Below are 19485 nucleotides of genomic sequence, written 5' to 3'. Positions count from 1 at the left end.
CCTCGCCCGTTGCTCGCCCCGCCATGAAGCTCGACTCCTACTGGACCGATAGCGCCGCAGCCTTCACGCCTGCAGCGCATGCGCTGCCGGAACAGGTCGACGTCGCGATCGTCGGCGGCGGGTTCACGGGCCTGTCCGCGGCGCTGACCCTGGCGAAGCGCGGCGCGCGCGTCGCTGTCCTGGAGGCTGGCGCGCGTGTGGCGGCGGAGGCCTCGGGCCGCAACGGCGGGCATGTCAACAACGGGCTGGCCGTGGACTATGCCGATGTGGCCGCCAAGGTCGGCGTCGAAAAGGCCCGCGCCTGGTATCGGGCCTACGACGCCGCAGTGGACACCGTGGCGCGGCTGGTACGCGACGAGGCGATCGACTGCGATTTCCTGCGGCACGGCAAGCTCAAGCTCGCCACGCGGCCTGGCCAGATGGAGGCGCTCGAGCGCAGCGCGCGGCGCCTGATCGACGACGGCGTGGACACCGACGTCGAGCTCCTGGATGCGGCGCGGGTGCGCGCCGAGGTGCAGAGCGAGCGCTTCCACGGCGGCCTTCTCTACAAGCGCAGCGGCCAGATGCACATGGGCCGCTTCGCCCATGGCCTGGCCGAGGCGGCGCAGCGCCACGGCGCGCAGATCCACACCGCCACGACGGTGAACCGGCTCGAACGGCTCGGCCAGGGCCACGCACACCGGCTGCACACCTCACGCGGCACCGTCACCGCGCAGCAGGTCCTGCTGGCCACGGGTGCCACGCGCCATGGCGGCTACGGCAGCTTCGGCTGGCTGCGCCGGCGCATCGTGCCGATCGGCAGCTTCATCGTCGTGACCGAGCCGCTCGGCGCGCAGCGCGCACAGGCGCTGCTGTCGGCGCGGCGCACGTACACGACGATCGCGAACATCCATCACTATTTCCGGCTCACGGCCGATCACCGGCTGGTGTTCGGCGGGCGCGCGCGATTCGCGATCTCCAGCCCCCAGTCGGATGCCGCGAGCGGCGAGATCCTGCGCGCCGGGCTCGCGGAAACCTTTCCGCAACTGGGTGCCGTGCGCCTGGACTACTGCTGGGGCGGGCTGGTCGACATGACGCAGGACCGCCTGCCTCACGCCGGCGAGCGCGACGGCCTCTACTACGCCATGGGCTACAGCGGCCACGGCACGCAGATGTCGGTGCACATGGGCCAGCGCATGGCCGCCGTGATGAACGGCGATGCCGGCGCCAATCCCTGGAGCGACCGCGCCTGGCCCGCCATTCCCGGGCACTTCGGCCCGCCGTGGTTCCTTCCGGCCGTCGGCCTCTACTACTCGCTCAAGGACAAGCTGGCCTGAGCGCGCAGCGAGTCCGACCCGTTTCGTTCAGCGTTCGTTTTGTTCTTCAACCCCCGGTCACCGGCCACACAGGAGTAACCCATCATGAGCGACAGCAGCAACAAGAGGTTCGAAGACCTCGTCGGTCCCGGCGAAAGCCTTCGCGTGATGAGCGCGTTGAAACGCGGCGCGTCGCGACGCGACGTGCTTGCGATGCTGATGGCCGGCGGCATGCAGGTCACGCTGGCGGGCAGCCTCGCGGGCATGGCGGTGTCTGCCCACGCACAGACGCCGAGGCGCGGCGGGCGCATCCGCGTGGCGGGCGCCACTGCTGCGGCAACCGACACGCTCGATCCGGCCAAGCAGTCGAACCAGACCGATTACTCGCGCTGCAACATGGTCTACAACGGCCTGACCTCGCTCGACAGCAGCCTCACGCCGCAACCCGCGCTGGCCGAATCGTTCACCACCAAGGATGCCAAGGTCTGGGTCTTCACGCTGCGCAAGGGCGTGGTGTTCCACGACGGCAAGCCGCTCGCGCCCGCCGATGTGGTGTTCTCGGTGATGCGCCACAAGGACGCGGCCACCGCCTCCAAGGCCAAGGTTCTCGCCGACCAGATCGAGAGCGTGAAGGCCACGGGTCCGAACGAAGTGACGATCGTGCTGAGCGCGCCCAACGCCGACCTGCCAGTGATCCTGGGCACCTACCACTTCCACATCGTCAAGGACGGCACCACCGACTTCAACGCCGGCATCGGCACGGGCCCCTACAAGCTCAAGGAGTTCAAGCCCGGCATCCGTTCGGTGGTGGTGCGCAACGAGGCCTACTGGAAGCCCGGCAAGCCCTACCTCGACGAGATCGAGTTCGTGGGCATTGGCGACGAGAGCGCGCGCGTCAACGCGCTGCTGTCGGGCGGCATGGACTTGGTGGGCTCGGTCAATCCGCGTTCGGTGGAACGCGTGAAGGGCACGCCGGGCTTCGGCATCTTCGTCACCCAGTCGGGCCAGTATTCCGACCTGATCATGCGCAAGGATGTGGGCCCCGGCGCCAACCCCGATTTCGTGCTCGGCATGAAGCACCTGTTCGATCGCGAGCAGATGAAGAAGACCATCGCGCTCGACTACGCGGTGGTGGCCAACGACCAGCCCATCGATCCGACGAACCGATTCCACTTCGCTGGACTGCCCCAGCGCCCGTTCGACCCGGAGAAGGCGAAGTTTCACCTGCAGAAGTCCGGCGTCACCGGCAAGGTGCCGTTGGTGACGTCGCCCGCGGCGCTGTACTCGGTGGAGATGTCCCTGCTGTTGCAGCAGGCGGCGCAGCGCGCGGGCCTGGAGCTCGACATCAAGCGCATGCCGGCCGACGGCTACTGGTCGAACCACTGGCTCAACAGCCACGTCGGCTTCGGCAACGTGAACCCGCGCCCCAGCGCCGACGTGCTCCTCACGCAGTTCTTCCAGTCGAACGCGGCGTGGAACGAGTCGCGCTGGAAGAGCGAGAAGTTCGACCAGCTGCTGCTGGCCTCGCGCGCCGAAACCGACCTGGCCAAGCGCAAGCAGATGTACGCCGACATGCAGACCATGATCCACCAGGACGCGGGCCTCGGCATTCCGATGTTCCTGGCCAGCATCGACGGCCACACCTCCAAGCTCAAGGGCCTGTCGCCGATTCCGCTGGGCGGGCTCATGGGCTACAACTTCGCGGAAAACGTGTGGCTGGAGGCATGAGCACACCCCCAGGCTTCGCGCACTTCGTGTCGCTGCGCCAACCCCCTTGCAGGGGGCGACACCTGCGGCCCGGCAAAGCCGGTTCCGTGGTGTCCCGCGAACCGGCGGGGCTGCGCCGGCCTGCGGCGGCACACGGTGGCAAGTGGCAGATGGTTGACCGGAGGAGTTGACATGAATCAGGTGATCCTCAAGCTCCTTGCCCAGCGCATTGCGCTCGCGCTGCTGTCGCTGCTGGCGGTGTCGGTGATCGTGTTCTCGATCACCGCGGTGCTTCCCGGCGACGCGGCCGAGGAGCAGCTCGGGCAGGACGCCACGCCGGAGGCGCTGGCCGCGCTGCGTGCGCAGATGGGGCTGGATGTGCCGGCGCCGAAGCGCTATGCGCAGTGGCTGGCGGGCATGGCCAGGGGCGACCTGGGGCGCTCGTCCACGACGCAGATGCCGGTGTCGGAGCTGGTCGCGAGCCGGCTGCCCAACTCGCTGCTGCTGGCTGCCGTCACGGCCCTGTTCTCGGTGCCGATCGCTCTCATGCTGGGCATCGCCTCGGCGGTGTGGCGCGGCTCGTGGTTCGACCGCGCGGCGTCGACCTCGGCGGTGGCGGTGGTGTCGGTGCCGGAGTTCCTGGTGGCGACGCTCGCGGTGCTGGTGTTCGCGGTGAAGCTGCGCTGGCTGCCGGCGCTGTCCTTCGTCAGCGACATCGATTCGCTCGGCCAGATGCTGCAGGCCTTCGCGATGCCCGTGCTGGTGCTGTGCTGCGTGATCGTCGCGCAGATGATGCGCATGACGCGCGCCGCCGTGATCGACCAGCTGGAAGCGCCCTACATCGAGATGGTGCGGCTCAAGGGCGCATCGCCGATGCGCACGGTGCTGGCGCACGCGCTGCCCAATGCGGTGGGGCCGATCGCCAACGCCGTGGCGCTGAGCCTGTCGTATCTGCTCGGCGGGGTGATCATCGTGGAGACCATCTTCAACTACCCGGGCATCGCCAAGCTGATGGTCGATGGCGTCTCGCAGCGCGACATGCCGCTGGTGCAGACCTGCGCCATGATCTTCTGCGGCGCCTACCTGCTCCTGGTGACCGCCGCCGACGTCTGCGGCATCCTTGCCAATCCGCGCCTGCGGCATGGCTGACCAAGGGGAAGCCATCATGGAATCGTCCTCCACGCCTTCGACTCGCCTGAGCGCAGCCGCCCCGGTGACGCCGCCGACCACGGGAAGCGCACGGCGCGGCGGGCCGCTGCGCTGGCTCGCAGGATTCGGCCCCTCGGGGCTGATCGGCCTCGCGGTGCTGCTCTTCTGGGTGCTCTCGGCGGCGCTCGGCCCCTGGCTGCTCTCGTTGCGCCCGGCGGGCGCCGGCACCGCGAACGTCTTCGCGCCGATCAGCGCGGCGCACTGGCTCGGCACCGACTACCTGGGCCGCGACATGCTCGTGCTCATCATCGAGGGCGCACGCTACACGGTCGGCGTGGCGCTGCTGGCGACGCTGCTGGCCAGCGGCACGGGCACCGTCCTGGCGCTGCTGGCGGCCGCGAGCGGCCGCTGGATCGACGCGACGCTCAGCCGCGTCCTCGACACGCTCACCGCCATCCCGAGCAAGATGTTCGCGCTCATCATGGTGGCGGGCTTCGGCTCGTCGGTGCCGATGCTGGTGGTCACGGCGGCGATCATCTACGTTCCCGGTGCCTACCGCATCGCGCGTTCGCTGGCCGTGAACATCAATGCGCTCGACTACGTCACGGTGGCTCGCACGCGCGGCGAAGGAACGCTCTACATCATGCTGCGCGAGATCCTGCCCAACATCGTCGGCCCGATGCTGGCCGACCTGGGGCTGCGGTTCGTCTACATCGTGCTGCTGCTGGCGAGCCTGAGCTTCCTGGGCCTGGGCATCCAGCCGCCGGCCGCCGACTGGGGTTCTCTGGTGCGAGAGAACATCGGCGCGCTGGCCATGGGCGGCGCCTCGGTGATCGTGCCGGCGCTCGCCATCGCGAGCCTGACCATCGCGGTCAACCTGGTGATCGACAACCTTCCGGGACGTCAGGCCCGCGAACGAGGAGCACGCTGATGAAACCCATCCCCAGGCTTGCCCGCTTCGTGCGGCAGCCGACCTCCACGACGGCAGCGACACCGGTGGCCCGGCAAAGCCGGCTCCGCGTTGTTCCTGGCGCAGACGGGAGCCGATGACATGGGCGCGAACCTGATCGTCGAAGGGCTGTGCATCCATGCGGGTGCCGCCACGCTGGTCGACAACCTGAGCTTCTCCGTGCAGCCCGGCGAGGTGCTGGCGCTGATCGGCGAATCGGGCTCCGGCAAGACAACCACCGCGCTTGCGCTGATGGGCCATGCGCGCCACGGCTGCCGCATCTCCGGCGGCCGCGTGCGCATCGGCGACACGGAAGTGCTGGCGCTCGATGCGCGGGCGCAGCGTGCGTTGCGCGGCCGAACCGTGGCCTACATCGCGCAGAGCGCCGCGGCCTCGTTCAACCCCTCGCGCACGATCATGGACCAGGTGGTGGAGCCCACCGTGATCCACGGCCTGTGCAGGCGCGCCGAGGCCGAGGCGAAGGCGGTGCAGCTCTTCCGCGAGCTGGCGCTGCCGGATCCGGAGCGCATCGGCACGCGCTATCCGCACCAGGTCTCGGGCGGCCAGCTGCAGCGGCTGATGGCGGCGATGGCGCTGATCGGCGACCCCGACCTCGTGATCCTCGACGAGCCGACCACGGCGCTGGACGTGACCACGCAGATCGAGGTGCTGCGCGCCTTCCGCCGCGTAGTGCGGGAGCGCCGCGCCACGGCGGTGTACGTGAGCCACGACCTCGCGGTGGTGGCGCAGATGGCCGACCACATCCTGGTGCTGCGCAACGGCAGCATGCGCGAGCTGAACGCGACCGGCCGGATCCTCGCCGCGCCGGCCGACGACTACACGAAGAGCCTGCTGGCCGCGGCGCGCCCGCAGGCCCGCTCGCCCGCCAATGCCGCGAACGACGGCCGGGAGCTGCTGCTCGAGGTGCGGCAGCTCTGCGCCGGCTACGGCCCGGTGGATGCGCAGGGACGTTGCGCCAAGCCGATCCTGCAGGACATCGACCTGAAGCTCTACCGCGGCCAGGCCATCGGCGTGATCGGCGAATCGGGCTCAGGCAAGACCACGCTGGCGCGCGCGGTGGCGGGGCTGCTCAAGCCCGGCAGCGGCAGCGTGCTGTTCCGCGGCCGTGAACTGAAGCCGACGCTGCAGCAGCGCGAACGCGACGAGCTGCGCCGCATCCAGATCGTGTTCCAGATGGCCGACACGGCGCTGAACCCCTCGCAGACCATCGAGCGCATCCTGGCGCGGCCGCTGGAGTTCTACAAGGGCCTGCGCGGCGAGCCGCTGCGCAGGCGCATCCATGAGCTGCTCGACCTGGTGAAGCTGCCGCAGACCGTGGCCGGGCGCCTGCCGGGCGGTCTTTCGGGCGGGCAGAAGCAGCGCGTGAACCTCGCGCGGGCGCTCGCGGCCGAGCCCGACCTGATCCTGTGCGACGAGGTGACTTCCGCGCTCGACACCGTGGTGGGCGCGGCGGTGCTCGACCTCATGGCGGAGTTGCGGCGCGAGCTGGGCGTGTCGTACCTCTTCATCAGCCACGACCTGCACACGGTGCGCGCGGTGTGCGACGAGATCGTCGTGATGCAGCACGGCCGCAAGCTCGCGCAGGTGGCACGCGCCGACTACGACCGGGGCCCGCACCACCCCTACTACGAGCTGCTCGCGCGCTCCGTGCCGGAGCTGCGCCAGGGCTGGCTCGACGAGATGGACCGCAGGGCATGAGCTTCGCCCCCAGGCTCTGCCCGCTTCGCGTGGCTGCCGACCCCCTCTTCCGGGGGCAACACCAACGGCCCGGCAAAGACGGCTCCCCGGTGTTCCTGGAAGAACCCCGCCCGATTCATGGAGAACCGAGATGACACCCACCTTCCGCATCGCAGTGATTCCCGGCGACGGCATCGGCAAGGAGGTGATGCCCGAGGGCGTGCGCGTGGTGCAGGCCGCCGCAGAGCGCTTCGGCTTCGAACTCGATTGCCGCTACCTCGACTGGGCCTGCGCCGACTACCACGCGGCGCACGGCCGGATGATGCCGGACGACTGGAAGGAGCAGCTCAAGGGCGTCGACGCGCTGTACTTCGGCGCCGTCGGCTGGCCCGCGACGGTGCCCGATCACGTGTCGCTGTGGGGATCGCTGCTGAAGTTCCGGCGCGAGTTCGACCAGTACATCAACCTGCGGCCGGTGCGCCTGTTCGAGGGCGTGCCCTGTCCGCTGGCCGGCCGCAGCCCGGGCGACATCGACTACCTCGTGGTGCGCGAGAACACCGAGGGCGAGTACACCTCGCTCGGCGGCGTGATGTACGAAGGCACCGAGCGGGAGATCGTGATCCAGGAGTCGGTGTTCTCGCGCCACGGCGCCGATCGCGTGCTGCGCTTCGCCTACGAGACCGCGCGTGCGCGCGGGCGCAGGCACCTGACGGTGGCCACCAAGAGCAACGGCATCGCCATCAGCATGCCCTGGTGGGACGCGCGCGCCGATGCGGTGGGTGCCGACTACCCCGAGGTGACGGTGGACAAGCAGCACATCGACATCCTGTCGGCGCGGTTCGTGCTGCAGCCCACGCGCTTCGACGTGGTGGTGGCGAGCAACCTGTTCGGCGACATCCTCTCCGACCTCGGGCCTGCGACCACCGGCACCATCGGCCTGGCGCCCTCGGCCAACCTGAACCCGGAGCGCAGGTTTCCGTCGTTGTTCGAGCCGGTGCACGGCTCGGCGCCCGACATCTACGGCCAGAACATCGCCAATCCGATCGCGATGATCTGGTCCGGGGCCCTGATGCTGGATTTCCTCACGCAGGGGCAAGGTCCGGGGCGCGCCGCGCACGACGCGATCCTGGCGGCCATCGAGGCCGTACTGCGCGACGGACCGCGCACCCGCGACCTGGGCGGCACGGCTTCCACCACGGAGCTCGGCATGGCGATCGCCGAGCGCGTGGCCGCCGGCTGATCCGGGCGCGTTCCCATTCCCTCTCAAGAACCATCAAACAACCACCATGCCTCTCCATATCGAACGCCCGGACCTGATGCCCGGCCGCATGCTCATCGGCACCGACTGGCGCGAAGCCGCCGACGCACGCCGCCTGGAAGTGAGCGACCCGGCCACCGACGCCATCTTTGCGAGCGTGCCCGACGGCACGGCCGCCGATGCACGGGCTGCCGTCGATGCGGCCCACGCCGCCTTTCCCGCCTGGCGCGCCGTGCCCGCCAAGCAGCGCGCGCAGATCCTCAAGCGCTGGAACGACCTCGTGATGGCGCACCAGGAGGACCTCGGCAGGCTCATCTCGCGCGAGCAGGGCAAGCCGCTGGCCGAAGGCCGCGGCGAGGTCGCCTATGCGGCCAGCTACATCGAATGGTTCGCCGAGGAGGCGACGCGCGCCAACGGCGAGATCATCCCCGCGCCGGTGGCGGGCCGCCGCATGCTCGCGCTGCGCGAGCCGGTGGGCGTGGTCGCCGCGGTCACGCCGTGGAACTTTCCGGCGGCGATGATCGCGCGCAAGATCGCACCAGCGCTCGCCGCGGGCTGCACGGTGGTGTGCAAGCCCGCAGAGGACACGCCGCTGACCTCGCTCGCGCTCGTGAAGCTGGCTGCCGAGGCCGGCGTTCCCTCCGGCGTGCTGAACATCGTGACCGCCTCGCGGGAGCGCACGCCCGAAGTGGTCGATGCATGGCTCGACGATGTGCGCGTGCGCAAGATCACCTTCACCGGCTCGACGCCCGTGGGCAAGCACCTCGCCCGCCGTTCGGCCGACACGCTGAAGAAGCTCTCGCTGGAGCTCGGCGGGAACGCACCCTTCATCGTGTTCGACGATGCGGACCTCGATGCGGCGGTCGACGGCCTGATGGCCGCCAAGTTCCGCAACGGCGGCCAGACCTGCGTGTCGCCGAACCGTGTGTTCGTGCAGGCCCGGGTGCACGATGCGTTCGTCGACAGGCTGGTGGCGCGGGTGGGCGCGCTCAAGGTGGGCCCCGCCACGCAGGCCGATTCGCAGATCGGTCCGATGATCAATGCACGTGCCGTGGACAAGATCGAGCGCCACGTGCAGGACGCCGTCGCCAGGGGCGCGCGCGTCGTGGTCGGCGGCAAGCGGCTTCGCGACGCGCGCTGCGACGGTCCCAACTATTTCGCGCCCACCGTACTGGTGAACGCCGATGCGACCATGGAATGCAGTTGCGAAGAGACGTTCGGGCCGGTCGTGCCGATCACGCGCTTCGAGTCCGAAGCCGAGGTGATCGCCGCGGCCAACGGAACGCCGTTCGGCCTTGCCGCCTACTTCTATTCGACGGACGTGCGCCGCATCTCGCGCGTGGCAGACGCGCTCGAGACCGGCATCGTCGGCATCAACGAAGGCGCCTTGGCAGCCGAGGCCGCGCCCTTCGGCGGCGTGAAGGAATCGGGCTACGGCCGAGAAGGCTCCGTGCACGGCCTGGAGGACTACATGCACATCAAGTACGTGTGCCAGGGGCAGCTGTAGCACCTCGCAAGCCTGGCGGAACCCGCGCGGCCGGTGACGAACCGGCGCCGCGGCACGATCCACCAAGAGGCCCCTGCAAACGCACATTTCCCGCTTTTAGCCCTGCGTGGTTCAGCATCGATGCGGCAGTGTTTTCCTTAGCATTGATCGGCATCGGACCCTCAAGAAAGGCTTTCAATGTCCAGGCTTCTCATCCCCTTCGAACTCGACAAGCTCGGCGCGCCGCGCGAATACCGTCCGCCGGCGGAGCGGGTCATCGAGGGCGACATCGTATGCCGCAACTGGGACGTCGACAGCGCAAAAGACGGCAAGGTGCGCGCGGGAGTGTTCGAATCGACGGTCGGCCTCAATCACTCCATCAAGGGCGAGACCTGGGAGTTCTGCCTGATCCTCTCCGGCGTGGTGGAGATCACCGAGCAGGGCCACGCGCCGATCACCTACCGGGCCGGCGACTGCTTCATCATGAAGCCCGGCTACGTCGGAACCTGGCGCACCATCGAGACCGTGCGCAAGGTGTGGGTGACCGCTTGAGCCGCGTTGCCTCCGAACGGACGAACTGCAGTGGAGTGCAACCCGATGACGGCAACTGACAACGTCCGCGGCGCCAGCGGCATCAGCAGTGTCGGCGGCAATGGCGACGACCTGCGCTTCTATATCGACGGCCGCTGGCAGGATCGCGCGGAAGCGCCACGCATTGGCGTCGTCGATCCGTTCTCCGAGGCGGTCGTCGGGCATGTCGCGGCCGGCTCATCGGCGGACGTGGACCTCGCCGCCGCCGCGGCCCGCCGCGCCTTCGGCTCGTTCTCTCGAAGCACGGTCGACGAGCGCATGGCGCTGCTGGGCCGGATCCTCGCGCTGCTGGAAGAGCGGGCGGAGCAGTTCGCGCAAGCCATCACGACGGAGATGGGGACGCCCATCGGGTTCGCGAGGACGGCCCATGTGCCGTTCGGGATCGCCCACGTGCGCGCGCAGATCGAAGTGCTGCGGCGATACGAGTTTCTCTCCCCGGAGGGCGCCTTCGCGATCTCCAAGGAGCCGATCGGCGTGTGCGCGCTGATCACGCCGTGGAACTGGCCCCTGTACCAGGTCACCGCCAAGGTCGCGCCGGCGATCGCCGCCGGCTGCACGGTCGTCCTGAAGCCCAGCGAGCTGTCGCCGTTCAGCGCGCGGCTCTTCGCGCAGGTGATGCACGACGCCGGCACGCCGGCCGGCGTCTTCAACCTGGTGGGCGGCACCGGAGAGGTGGTCGGCGCTGCGTTGGCCGCACACCCCGATGTCGACATGATCTCCATCACCGGCTCCACGCGTGCCGGCGTGCTCGTGGCGCAGGCGGGTGCCGTCAGCGTCAAGCGCGTCGTGCAGGAGCTGGGCGGCAAGTCGCCGAACCTGTTCCTCGACGACGCCGATTTCGAGGAAGGCGTGGCGAAGGGCGTGCTGGCAGGCATGCGCAATGCGGGCCAGTCGTGCAGCGCGCCGACGCGCATGCTCGTGCCTGCGTCGCGGCTGGCCGAGGTGGAGTCGCTGGTCCGCGCGGCGGTTGCCGGCATCACGCTAGGCGATCCGCGCGATGAGAAGACATCGATGGGGCCGATCGCGAACGCCGCGCAGTACGCAAGGGTGCAGGCGATGATCGCCAGCGGGATCGAAGAAGGCGCCAGGCTGGTCTGCGGCGGCCCGGGCAGGCCGGACGGCCTGACCCGTGGCTACTTCGCACGACCGACGGTCTTTTCGGACGTGACGCCCGACATGCGCGTGGCGCAGGAAGAGATATTCGGCCCCGTGCTGGTGCTGATGCCCTACCGGGATGAAGCGCAGGCCATCGCCATCGCCAACGACACGGCCTACGGACTCGGCGCCGCCGTGCAGTCCGCCGATCGCGAGCGGGCGCGGCGCGTGGCCTCGCAGCTGCGCGCGGGCCAGGTGCACATCAACTATCCGCCATGGAACAGCCACGCGCCGTTCGGCGGCTACAAGCGCTCCGGCAACGGACGCGAGTACGGCGTCCACGGCCTCGAGGAATACCTCGAGACCAAGGCGATCGTCGGCTACTGATCGCCTTCCGGCATCGACCGCCATCGCCATCGAGCATGCCTTCAAGTTTTCACTGACGTCCAAGGGACATACCCAGAATGCCTGCGCCTCTATCCGCCGTCGAATCCAGTCCTGAACTGCCGACGCACGCCGACGCCGTCGTGATCGGCGGCGGCATCATCGGGGTTTTCGCCGCGTACTACATGGCCAGGCGCGGCCTGAAGGTCGCGCTCGTCGAGAAGGGGCGCGTCGGTGCCGAGCAATCGAGCCGCAACTGGGGCTGGTGCCGGCAGCAGAACCGCGATGCGCGCGAACTGCCGATGGCCACGAAGAGCCTAGACCTGTGGGAGCGATTCACGCAGGACACCGGCGAAGTCACCGGCTTCAGCAGATGCGGGCTGCTCTATCTCAGCAACAGCGAGAAGGAACTCGACGGCTGGGCGCGCTGGGGCGAGTTCGCACGCTCCGTGAATGTGCAGACGCGCATGCTGACCGCGGGTGAAGCGGCGCAGCGCGGTCACGCCACCGGCAAGGCATGGAAAGGCGGCGTCTTCGCCCCGACGGATGGCACCGCCGACCCCTCGCGTGCCGCACCGGCCGTGGCGCGGGCTTTCATGAATCTCGGCGGCACCGTGCACCAGGGCTGCGCGGCGCGCGGCCTCGAAACCGAAGGCGGCCAGGTCTGCGCGGTGGTCACCGAGAGCGGGACGATCCGCACCCGGGTCGCGGTGCTCGCCGGCGGCGCGTGGGCATCCTCGTTCTGTCGCCAATATGGCATCCGTTTTCCCCAGGCTGCGATCCGCCAGACGGCGCTGTCGGTGACCCCCTCGGGCAAGGACATTCCCGCAGCGCTCCACACCACTGGCGTGTCCATGACGCGCCGCGCCGACGGCGGCTACACGCTGGCCATCAGCGGACGGGGACGTGTGGACCCGACGCCGCAGCTGCTGCGTTTCGCGCCGCAGTTCCTGCCGATGTTCCAGCGGCGCTGGCGCAATCTCGCACCTGGCGGGCTCGAAGGCATCCGCTGCGGCCATGAAGGCTTCGCCCGATGGCGGCTCGACGAGACGACGCCCATGGAGCGCATGCGCATCCTCGATCCGAAGGCCGACGCCTCGGTCGTCGACCTGACGTACAGGCGCGCGGTCGAGCTGGTGCCGGCGTTGGCGGACAGCTCGGTGACCGCGGCCTGGGCCGGCTATGTGGACAGCACGCCCGACGGCGTCCCCGGCATCGGCGAAATGCCGAGCCTGCGCGGGCTCGTGCTGGCCGCCGGCTTCAGCGGCCACGGTTTCGGCATCGGCCCTGGCGCCGGGCACCTGATCGCCGACATCGTCAGCGGCGCATCCCCGCTCGTCGATCCCCGTCCCTACCACCCCGACAGATTCCTGGCTTCGGCCCGTGGGAAGGTGGCCGACTTCTAGGAGGCGCCATGGCCTTCGGGACCTCCCGCGACCTGCTCAAGCCGGCGCTTGGAATCGGTGTTCAGTTGACCGCGCTGCGCGAAACCCACCTGCCGCAGGCGCTCGGGCAATCCGCTGCCCTGCGCTGGCCCTATCGGGAGGCCGACTGGCGCTTCGCTTTCGAACTGGGCCATGGCTTTGCGGCGGAAGCCGACGGGCGGCTGGTCGCCACGGCGATGTGGTGGCCCTTCGGTCCGGCGCATGCCTCGGCGGGGATGATCATCGTCGACGCGAAGATGCAGGGCCAGGGGCTGGGCCGCGCCCTGATGGAGCATCTGCTCGACGCCGCGTGCGATCGCACGGTGCTGCTGAACTCCACCACGGAAGGGTTGCCACTCTATGCCCGGTTCGGGTTCGCTGCCCGCGGCCGGGTGTTCCAGCATCAGGCCGTCTTGACCGGAGAAGCCGCCCTGGCCCATGCACCCGCGCCGGCAGGCGTGCGCTCGATGCGTGCGGCGGATGCCGCCAAGGTGCGGCAGCTGGATCTCGCCGCCACGGGAATGGACAGGAGCGCCTTGCTGGATGCGCTCTTGCGCGTGGGAACGACGGTGGTCCTTGATCGTGGCACTGGCGCATCGGCCTACGCCTGCCTGCGGGAGTTCGGTCGCGGCCTGGTGATCGGACCGGTGGTCGCGTCCGGCGCCGACGCCGCGGTGGACGCAACGGACCTCGTCGTCGCGCTCGCGCGCAGCGCCCGCGGCCGCTTCGTTCGCATCGACGTGACGGAAGCCGGCGGCCTGTCCACGTGGCTCGAGAAATCGGGCCTGCCATGCGTCGACCATGCCGTGGGCATGGTGCGCGAAGCCTCGTCGCGCTCGCTCGATACCGATGCGCAGGCGCGCCTGTTCGCCCTGTCCAACCAGTCGTTCGGTTGACCCTCAGATCCACCCGCATGCGTCTGCGAAGGCGCCGGAAGTTCGTCCATGAAACTGATGCCCTATTGGCTCGATACAGCCCCCCGATTCACCGGCGGGCAGACGGAGGCGCCCAGCGGCAGTGTCGATGTCGCCATCGTGGGCGCAGGCTTCACCGGGCTGTCCGCGGCGATCGCGTTGGCGAAGAAGGGGGCGAGCGTTGCGGTGTTCGAGGCTGCGACCGTGGGCAGCGCCGCCTCCGGCCGCAACGGCGGAATGTGCAACAACGGCTTCGCGCAGGACTACTGCGCGCTGGCGGGACGGCTGGGGCGCGAGCGCGCCAACATGCTCTATCGCGCGTTCGACGCGGGTGTCTCCAAGGTGGAATCGCTGATCGCCGAAGAAGGCATCGACTGCGACTTCAGGCGCGTCGGCAAGCTCAAGCTCGCTGCCAAGCCGGCGCACTACGACACGCTTGCGCGCTCGCAGGCGCTGATGCAGAAGGAGTGCGATCCCGACACCCACATGGTCACGCGGGGAGAACTGCGCAGCGAGATCGGCTCCGATCGCTATTTCGGCGGCCTCGTTTTCCGCAAGAGCGCCGGCATGCACGTGGGCCGCTATGGCCACGGCCTGGCCGTGGCGGCGGCAAGGCGCGGCGTGCACATCCATGAGAACACGCCCGTCATCGGCCTCGAACGCCAGGGCGGTTCGGCGCATCGGGTCGAAACGCCTCGCGGCAGCATCCTCGCCCGGCAGGTGCTGCTGGCGACCGGCACCTCGGCCGTGGGGCCTCTGGGCTGGATCCGTCGCCGGATCGTTCCCGTCGGGGCTTTCATCATCGTGACCGAGCCGCTGCCGGTCGAGGTGCTCGACCGCCTCACGCCGCGGCGCCGCATGACGACGGACACCAAGAACTTCGTCAATTACTTCCGCGTCACGCCCGACAACCGCCTCCTGTTCGGCGGCCGCGCGCGTTTCGCGGCGAGCAACCCCGCCTCGGACAGGAAGAGCGGCGCCATCCTGCACCGCTCGCTCGTGGAGCTATTCCCCGAACTGAGGGACACCCGCATCGACTACTGCTGGGGCGGCATGGTGGACATGACGCGCGACCGCCTGCCCCGCGCCGGGGAGCGCAACGGGCTCTTCTATTCCATGGGCTACAGCGGCCATGGCACCCATATGTCGACCTACATGGGCGCGATCATGGCGGAGGTGATGAACGGCCGTGCGGACCTGAATCCATGGCGCGACTTCGACTGGCCGGCGATCCCCGGCCATTTCGGCAAGCCCTGGTTTCTTCCCATCGTCGGTGCGTACTACCGATTCCAGGACCTGGTGCGCTGAAATCCGTCGATAGACTGGCCAGATGCCGGCTTCGTGCCATGGCGACGGATGAGGCCCGGTACGCCCTTGTCGTTTCGGCGCATGTAGTTGATTAGTTCAACCAACCGAGTCGCACGTATAAACGACCGACAGCGCGATGCGGGCCCCGAGAAGGCGATGTCGCGGCAAGCCGGTTCTCCCGTCGCCCCGCGAAGAGATGCGAGTCGGTTCAGGCATCGATACCCGGGAGACGATGACTCGGGAAGCGCCGGCGCCGTCCATCGCCAAGAGATCCTCATGCCCCCTCGCGCCAGCTCTTCGAGACTTGCCACATCGGCGGGCCGTCACCCGCTCGTCGTCGGTGCGCTCGGGACATTGCTGACCCTGGTCGTGCTGTCCATCAGCGCCTTCACGCTGTGGAATGACCGCCAGACGGCCATCGAGCATGCGCACGGCATGTCGAGGAACGTGGCCGCCGTCCTCGCCGGCAACATCTCGCGCACCATCGAGTCGGCGGATCAATCGCTGCTCATGCTGATCGCTGCGCTGGACAAGCCCGCCATCCGCGACCTGAAGGCGGACGTCCGGCACGAACTGCTGTTCGGCTCCACACTGTCCGCCCGCTACGTCACCGGCATGGGCGTCACCGACGACAAGGGCCGGCTCATCGATGGCTGCTGTTCCAGCACGCACCGGTGGGATTTCAGCGACCGGGACTATTTCACCGTGCATCGCGATTCTCCCGAGGTCGGCCTCTATGTGTCGAAGGCCTATCGCGCCCGCTCGCGCGGGGGTGTGGAGGCCGTCGCGCTGAGCCGGAGGATCAATCGTCCGGACGGGGCCTTCGCCGGGACGGCGCTCGTGGCCATCGACCTCGAGTATTTCACGCAGCTGCTCGACAAGCTCGACATCGGCCCGCATGGCGTGGCGTCGATCGTGCGAACGGACGGAACGCTGGTCGCGCGGACGCCCGCCATGGGCAAATACAGCGTCAAGGAGTCGCCGACCTTTCCGCGCATGCTCGATCGGGAGTCGGGCTTCTATGCGGCCCCGTCGGTCATCGACGGGACGCTTCGCCTGTACACCTTCCGGCGCGTACCCGGGACGCCGTTCATCGCGGTGGTCGCACCCGCGATGGACGACGCGCTGGAATCGTGGAAGAAGCTCTCGTGGATCGTGGGCCTCTCGTCGCTGCTGGTGGGCAGCGCCTTCTGCGCGGGCGTGTGGCTCCTCGCCTTCGCCCTGCGAGGCCGTGTGATGGCGGAGGAGCACCTGAGGGAGCTGACCCAGACCGATCCGCTCACGGGCCTGAAGAACCGGCGCGCACTCGATGCGGCGCTGGAAAACGAGTGGGACCGGCTGCAGCGAAGCGGCAGCTGCCTCTCGGTGCTCTTCGTGGATGCGGACAATTTCAAGCGATACAACGACGAGCACGGGCATGCCCAGGGCGACGTCGCGCTGCAGCATCTCGCGGCCTGCATCGCAAGGCACGTCCGTCGGCGGGGCGATCTCGCGGCGAGGTATGGCGGAGAGGAGTTCGTGGTGGTTCTGCCCGACACGGACGAATCGGGTGCCATGCAGGTCGCCGAGGCCATACGCGTCGAGGCCGAGCGTTCCCGCCTGCGCGACGGCAACCAAGACCTGCCACCCGTGACCGTGAGCATCGGTTGCACCACGGTCCGCCGGTCGAATCACACCTCGCTCGAAGCCTTGACGAAGGCGGCGGACGACGCGCTCTACCGTGCCAAGGGCAGCGGGAGAAACTGCATTGTCTGGACGGCTGTCGAGCCTGCAGCCCAGCCGTAGCCTGCCGTCGCGCAGCCGCTTCTAGAATCGCGCTCTTCGAACACGGAGGAGCACATGCATATGCGCGGCTGTATCACTCTCCGCAGGCCCCGGATCCTGGGCGCACGGCTGCATGTCCATTGGTCGGCGCTCGTCGCGGCAGGCGTGCTGCTCGGCGTATTGATCCGGCAACCGCTCCACGCCTTCGTTGCCGTCGCCGCGTACTTTCTGGTCATCCTCCTGCACGAGGCAGGTCATGCGCTCGTGGCCAGGCGGCTCGGCTATCCGGCCACCGACATCTACCTGACCTTCATTCACGGAGTCTGCGTCTACGAGCAGCCGGGCAGCGTAAGAGAGGCCGCCCTGGTCGCCTGGGGCGGCGTGCTGGTGCAGCTGGCGGTCGCGATACCGCTGATCGTGCTGGCGCAGACGACGCCACTCGGCGCCGCGCCCGTGTTCCCTGTCGCGGTCGCGATACTCGGTTACATGAGCCTGTTCATCGCCCTGCTGAACCTCGCCCCGGCGCGCGGGCTCGACGGGGCATCGGCGTGGAAGCTGGTGCCGGTCCTGCTGCGCGATCTGCGCAACCGCTTCACCTCGAAGAAGAAAACGAAGGATCTCCTGCGGCGGATCAAGTAGTCGGATGGGCATCGTCGCAAGCGAATTTCCGAAGGCCTCGGAGGCTAGGGTGCTGAAGATCGAGTCATCGGCAGCGAAGTTTCAGCGGTCCAGTGGCGATTTGAGCGAGTAGAAGGAACACGGCCGATGGATGGTGTCGATGCTCGATTCATCGAAATTCATCTTGCTCACAAGAAAAACATATTGCTTTTCATCGTTGGTGCAGTTTCCTACAGTGACCTGCTTCCAACCCACCGGCATTCACGATGACTTCCAGCACCACTCGAATCCCCTTCCACCTGGCCTTTCCGGTCCGCGACATCGCGGAAGCGCGCGCGTTCTACGGCGAACTGCTCGGCTGCCCAGAGGGCCGCAGCGCCCCCGAGTGGGTCGACTTCGATTTCTATGGACACCAGATCGTGGCGCATCTCGCACCCGACGAGTGCGGCCACCGCAGCAGCAGCGCAGTGGACGGCCACGATGTGCCGGTGCGCCACTTCGGTGCCATCGTTCCGATGGAGCAGTGGCAGGCGATGGCCGACAAGCTGATCGCGCGCGGCACCAAGTTCGTCATCGAGCCCTACATCCGCTTCAAGGGAGAAGTGGGCGAGCAGGCGACGATGTTCTTCCTCGATCCGTCGGGCAACGCGATCGAGATGAAGTCTTTCGCGGATCTCGGGTCGCTGTTCGCCAAGTGAGCCTGGTGGCGTTTCGCTCGAAGCCGACGAGGTACGCCAAGGACCGAGGGCTCGGCGACTGAGCGAAGGATCACCTGCGTCGTGTGCCTGCGGCCCGTCGGCTGCGAGGCACGGACCGGTTCCACGCTCAGCGCGGAGCCGGCGTCTTCTTCCTGCGTGCCTGCGTTGTCGGCCTCGTCTGCGATGCCTCGAGCAGGCACTCCGCGAACTGCGCCACGATGGGCGGAGTCAGCCGAGGCTTGCGGCGCAGCAGGCCGATCTCGCGGTAGAAGGTGAATTCCCCGAGCGATACGGCGCGCACGCCCGGCGGCAGCGGCACGTGCGCCTCCACCAGCGGGACGAGGGCCACGCCGAGCCCTTTCGACGCCAGGTGGATCAGCCCCGCGATCTCGTCGATCTCGACCGCGTCGTTGACCGACAGGCCTTCGCGACGAAGAAAGCCTTCCACCATCCGGCCGCCGAATGACGCGCGGTCGTAGCGCAGGAAGGGTTGCGTCTGGATGAGCGTGCGCCAGTCCTTGCCGCGGACCGCATTCGGCACGACGAGCACGAAGGGCTCCTGAACGAGCGGCTGCCATGTCAGGTCGGGCAGCATGCCGAACGGCGGCCGGATGATCAGTGCCGCATCGATCTTGCCGGTGTCGAGGTCGTCCATCAGGTGCATCGACACGCCGGGCGCCACATGCACGCGGACCCTGGGATGGATCTGGCGCAGCCGCTCGAGCGCACGCGCCAGGAGTGTCGGCTGCGCCGAGGCGATGGCGCCGATGCGCAGCAGGCCGTTCAACGAGGCGTCGTCCGGCGCGTCGCCGAGTTTCTCGTACAGCGCGCAGATCTCCTTCGCGCGCTCCAGCGTGCCCTGGCCTCGCTCGTTGAGCGTGGCGGAGCGACCGGTCCTGTCGAACAGCGCAAAGCCCAGGGACTCCTCGAGCCGCCTGATCTGGCTGCTGACGGCCGACTGCGTGAGGCCGATTCTTTCGCCCGCTGCCGCGAACGTGCCGTGCTTGCAGACGGCGATGAAGGTCTTGAGTTCGCTGATCAATGGTCTCTTCCACGTCGAGGATCGAGGATGGCTTCGATTGTCCGTCGGCTGCTCGCACGATCGTCTCCGCCAGCGGCGCCACCCGCGCTGACCACCCCGACGGAC

General features: G+C 68.6%; 16 protein-coding genes. 15 read left to right on the top strand and 1 reads right to left on the bottom strand.

Features of this window, described 5'->3' with window-relative positions:
* The first annotated feature begins 23 nt into the window (after positions 1-23).
* From ACTJLF_RS16155 to ACTJLF_RS16085, 15 genes are all read left to right on the top strand, one after another.
* The gene (locus tag ACTJLF_RS16155; RefSeq protein WP_440883452.1) at positions 24-1316 is read left to right on the top strand and encodes an NAD(P)/FAD-dependent oxidoreductase; all 1293 of its coding nucleotides are present in this window, start codon (positions 24-26) and stop codon (positions 1314-1316) included.
* 84 nt (positions 1317-1400) lie between these two features.
* The gene (locus ACTJLF_RS16150; protein ID WP_440883451.1) at positions 1401-3023 is read left to right on the top strand and encodes an ABC transporter substrate-binding protein; all 1623 of its coding nucleotides are present in this window, start codon (positions 1401-1403) and stop codon (positions 3021-3023) included.
* 171 nt (positions 3024-3194) lie between these two features.
* Positions 3195-4151: an ABC transporter permease gene (locus ACTJLF_RS16145; RefSeq protein WP_126185786.1), complete on the top strand. Its 957-nt coding sequence runs from the start codon at positions 3195-3197 to the stop codon at positions 4149-4151.
* Positions 4152-4167: 16 nt separating this feature from the next.
* On the top strand, positions 4168-5082 hold the full coding sequence (locus ACTJLF_RS16140) for an ABC transporter permease (RefSeq protein WP_126185787.1): 915 nt from the start codon (positions 4168-4170) through the stop codon (positions 5080-5082).
* Between the two features lie 120 nt (positions 5083-5202).
* The gene (locus tag ACTJLF_RS16135; protein ID WP_440883450.1) at positions 5203-6819 is read left to right on the top strand and encodes an ABC transporter ATP-binding protein; all 1617 of its coding nucleotides are present in this window, start codon (positions 5203-5205) and stop codon (positions 6817-6819) included.
* 130 nt (positions 6820-6949) lie between these two features.
* The gene (locus ACTJLF_RS16130) at positions 6950-8038 is read left to right on the top strand and encodes a tartrate dehydrogenase (protein WP_126185789.1); all 1089 of its coding nucleotides are present in this window, start codon (positions 6950-6952) and stop codon (positions 8036-8038) included.
* Between the two features lie 46 nt (positions 8039-8084).
* Positions 8085-9563, top strand: coding sequence for an NAD-dependent succinate-semialdehyde dehydrogenase (locus ACTJLF_RS16125; RefSeq protein ID WP_440883449.1), 1479 nt, complete (start codon positions 8085-8087; stop codon positions 9561-9563).
* Positions 9564-9740: 177 nt separating this feature from the next.
* Complete coding sequence (locus ACTJLF_RS16120; RefSeq protein WP_019658070.1) at positions 9741-10094, top strand: cupin domain-containing protein; 354 nt, start codon at positions 9741-9743, stop codon at positions 10092-10094.
* Between the two features lie 45 nt (positions 10095-10139).
* The gene (locus ACTJLF_RS16115) at positions 10140-11615 is read left to right on the top strand and encodes an aldehyde dehydrogenase family protein (protein ID WP_440883448.1); all 1476 of its coding nucleotides are present in this window, start codon (positions 10140-10142) and stop codon (positions 11613-11615) included.
* A 77-nt stretch (positions 11616-11692) separates the two neighbouring features.
* Positions 11693-13018 carry an NAD(P)/FAD-dependent oxidoreductase gene (locus ACTJLF_RS16110; RefSeq protein WP_440883447.1) on the top strand — a complete coding sequence of 442 codons (1326 nt, stop codon included), beginning with the start codon at positions 11693-11695 and terminating at the stop codon, positions 13016-13018.
* 8 nt (positions 13019-13026) lie between these two features.
* On the top strand, positions 13027-13932 hold the full coding sequence (locus tag ACTJLF_RS16105) for a GNAT family N-acetyltransferase (RefSeq protein ID WP_440883446.1): 906 nt from the start codon (positions 13027-13029) through the stop codon (positions 13930-13932).
* A 48-nt stretch (positions 13933-13980) separates the two neighbouring features.
* Complete coding sequence (locus ACTJLF_RS16100) at positions 13981-15258, top strand: NAD(P)/FAD-dependent oxidoreductase (RefSeq protein ID WP_440883445.1); 1278 nt, start codon at positions 13981-13983, stop codon at positions 15256-15258.
* A 276-nt stretch (positions 15259-15534) separates the two neighbouring features.
* The gene (locus ACTJLF_RS16095) at positions 15535-17043 is read left to right on the top strand and encodes a sensor domain-containing diguanylate cyclase (RefSeq protein WP_440883444.1); all 1509 of its coding nucleotides are present in this window, start codon (positions 15535-15537) and stop codon (positions 17041-17043) included.
* Positions 17044-17097: 54 nt separating this feature from the next.
* The gene (locus tag ACTJLF_RS16090) at positions 17098-17661 is read left to right on the top strand and encodes a hypothetical protein (RefSeq protein WP_157773835.1); all 564 of its coding nucleotides are present in this window, start codon (positions 17098-17100) and stop codon (positions 17659-17661) included.
* Between the two features lie 245 nt (positions 17662-17906).
* Entirely contained in the window at positions 17907-18338 is a 432-nt protein-coding gene (locus ACTJLF_RS16085) for a VOC family protein (protein ID WP_019658062.1), read from the top strand.
* 127 nt (positions 18339-18465) lie between these two features.
* Here ACTJLF_RS16085 and ACTJLF_RS16080 read toward each other — a convergent pair whose 3' ends face one another.
* Complete coding sequence (locus ACTJLF_RS16080; protein ID WP_019658061.1) at positions 18466-19380, bottom strand: LysR family transcriptional regulator; 915 nt, start codon at positions 19378-19380, stop codon at positions 18466-18468.
* Positions 19381-19485 lie beyond the last annotated feature (105 nt).

Source organism: Variovorax sp. 22077 (genome assembly GCF_052044195.1).
Lineage (GTDB): Bacteria > Pseudomonadota > Gammaproteobacteria > Burkholderiales > Burkholderiaceae_C > Variovorax > Variovorax atrisoli.
The sequence above is the reverse complement of the archived record's forward strand: the minus strand, read 5'-3'. Positions and strand labels throughout refer to the sequence as shown.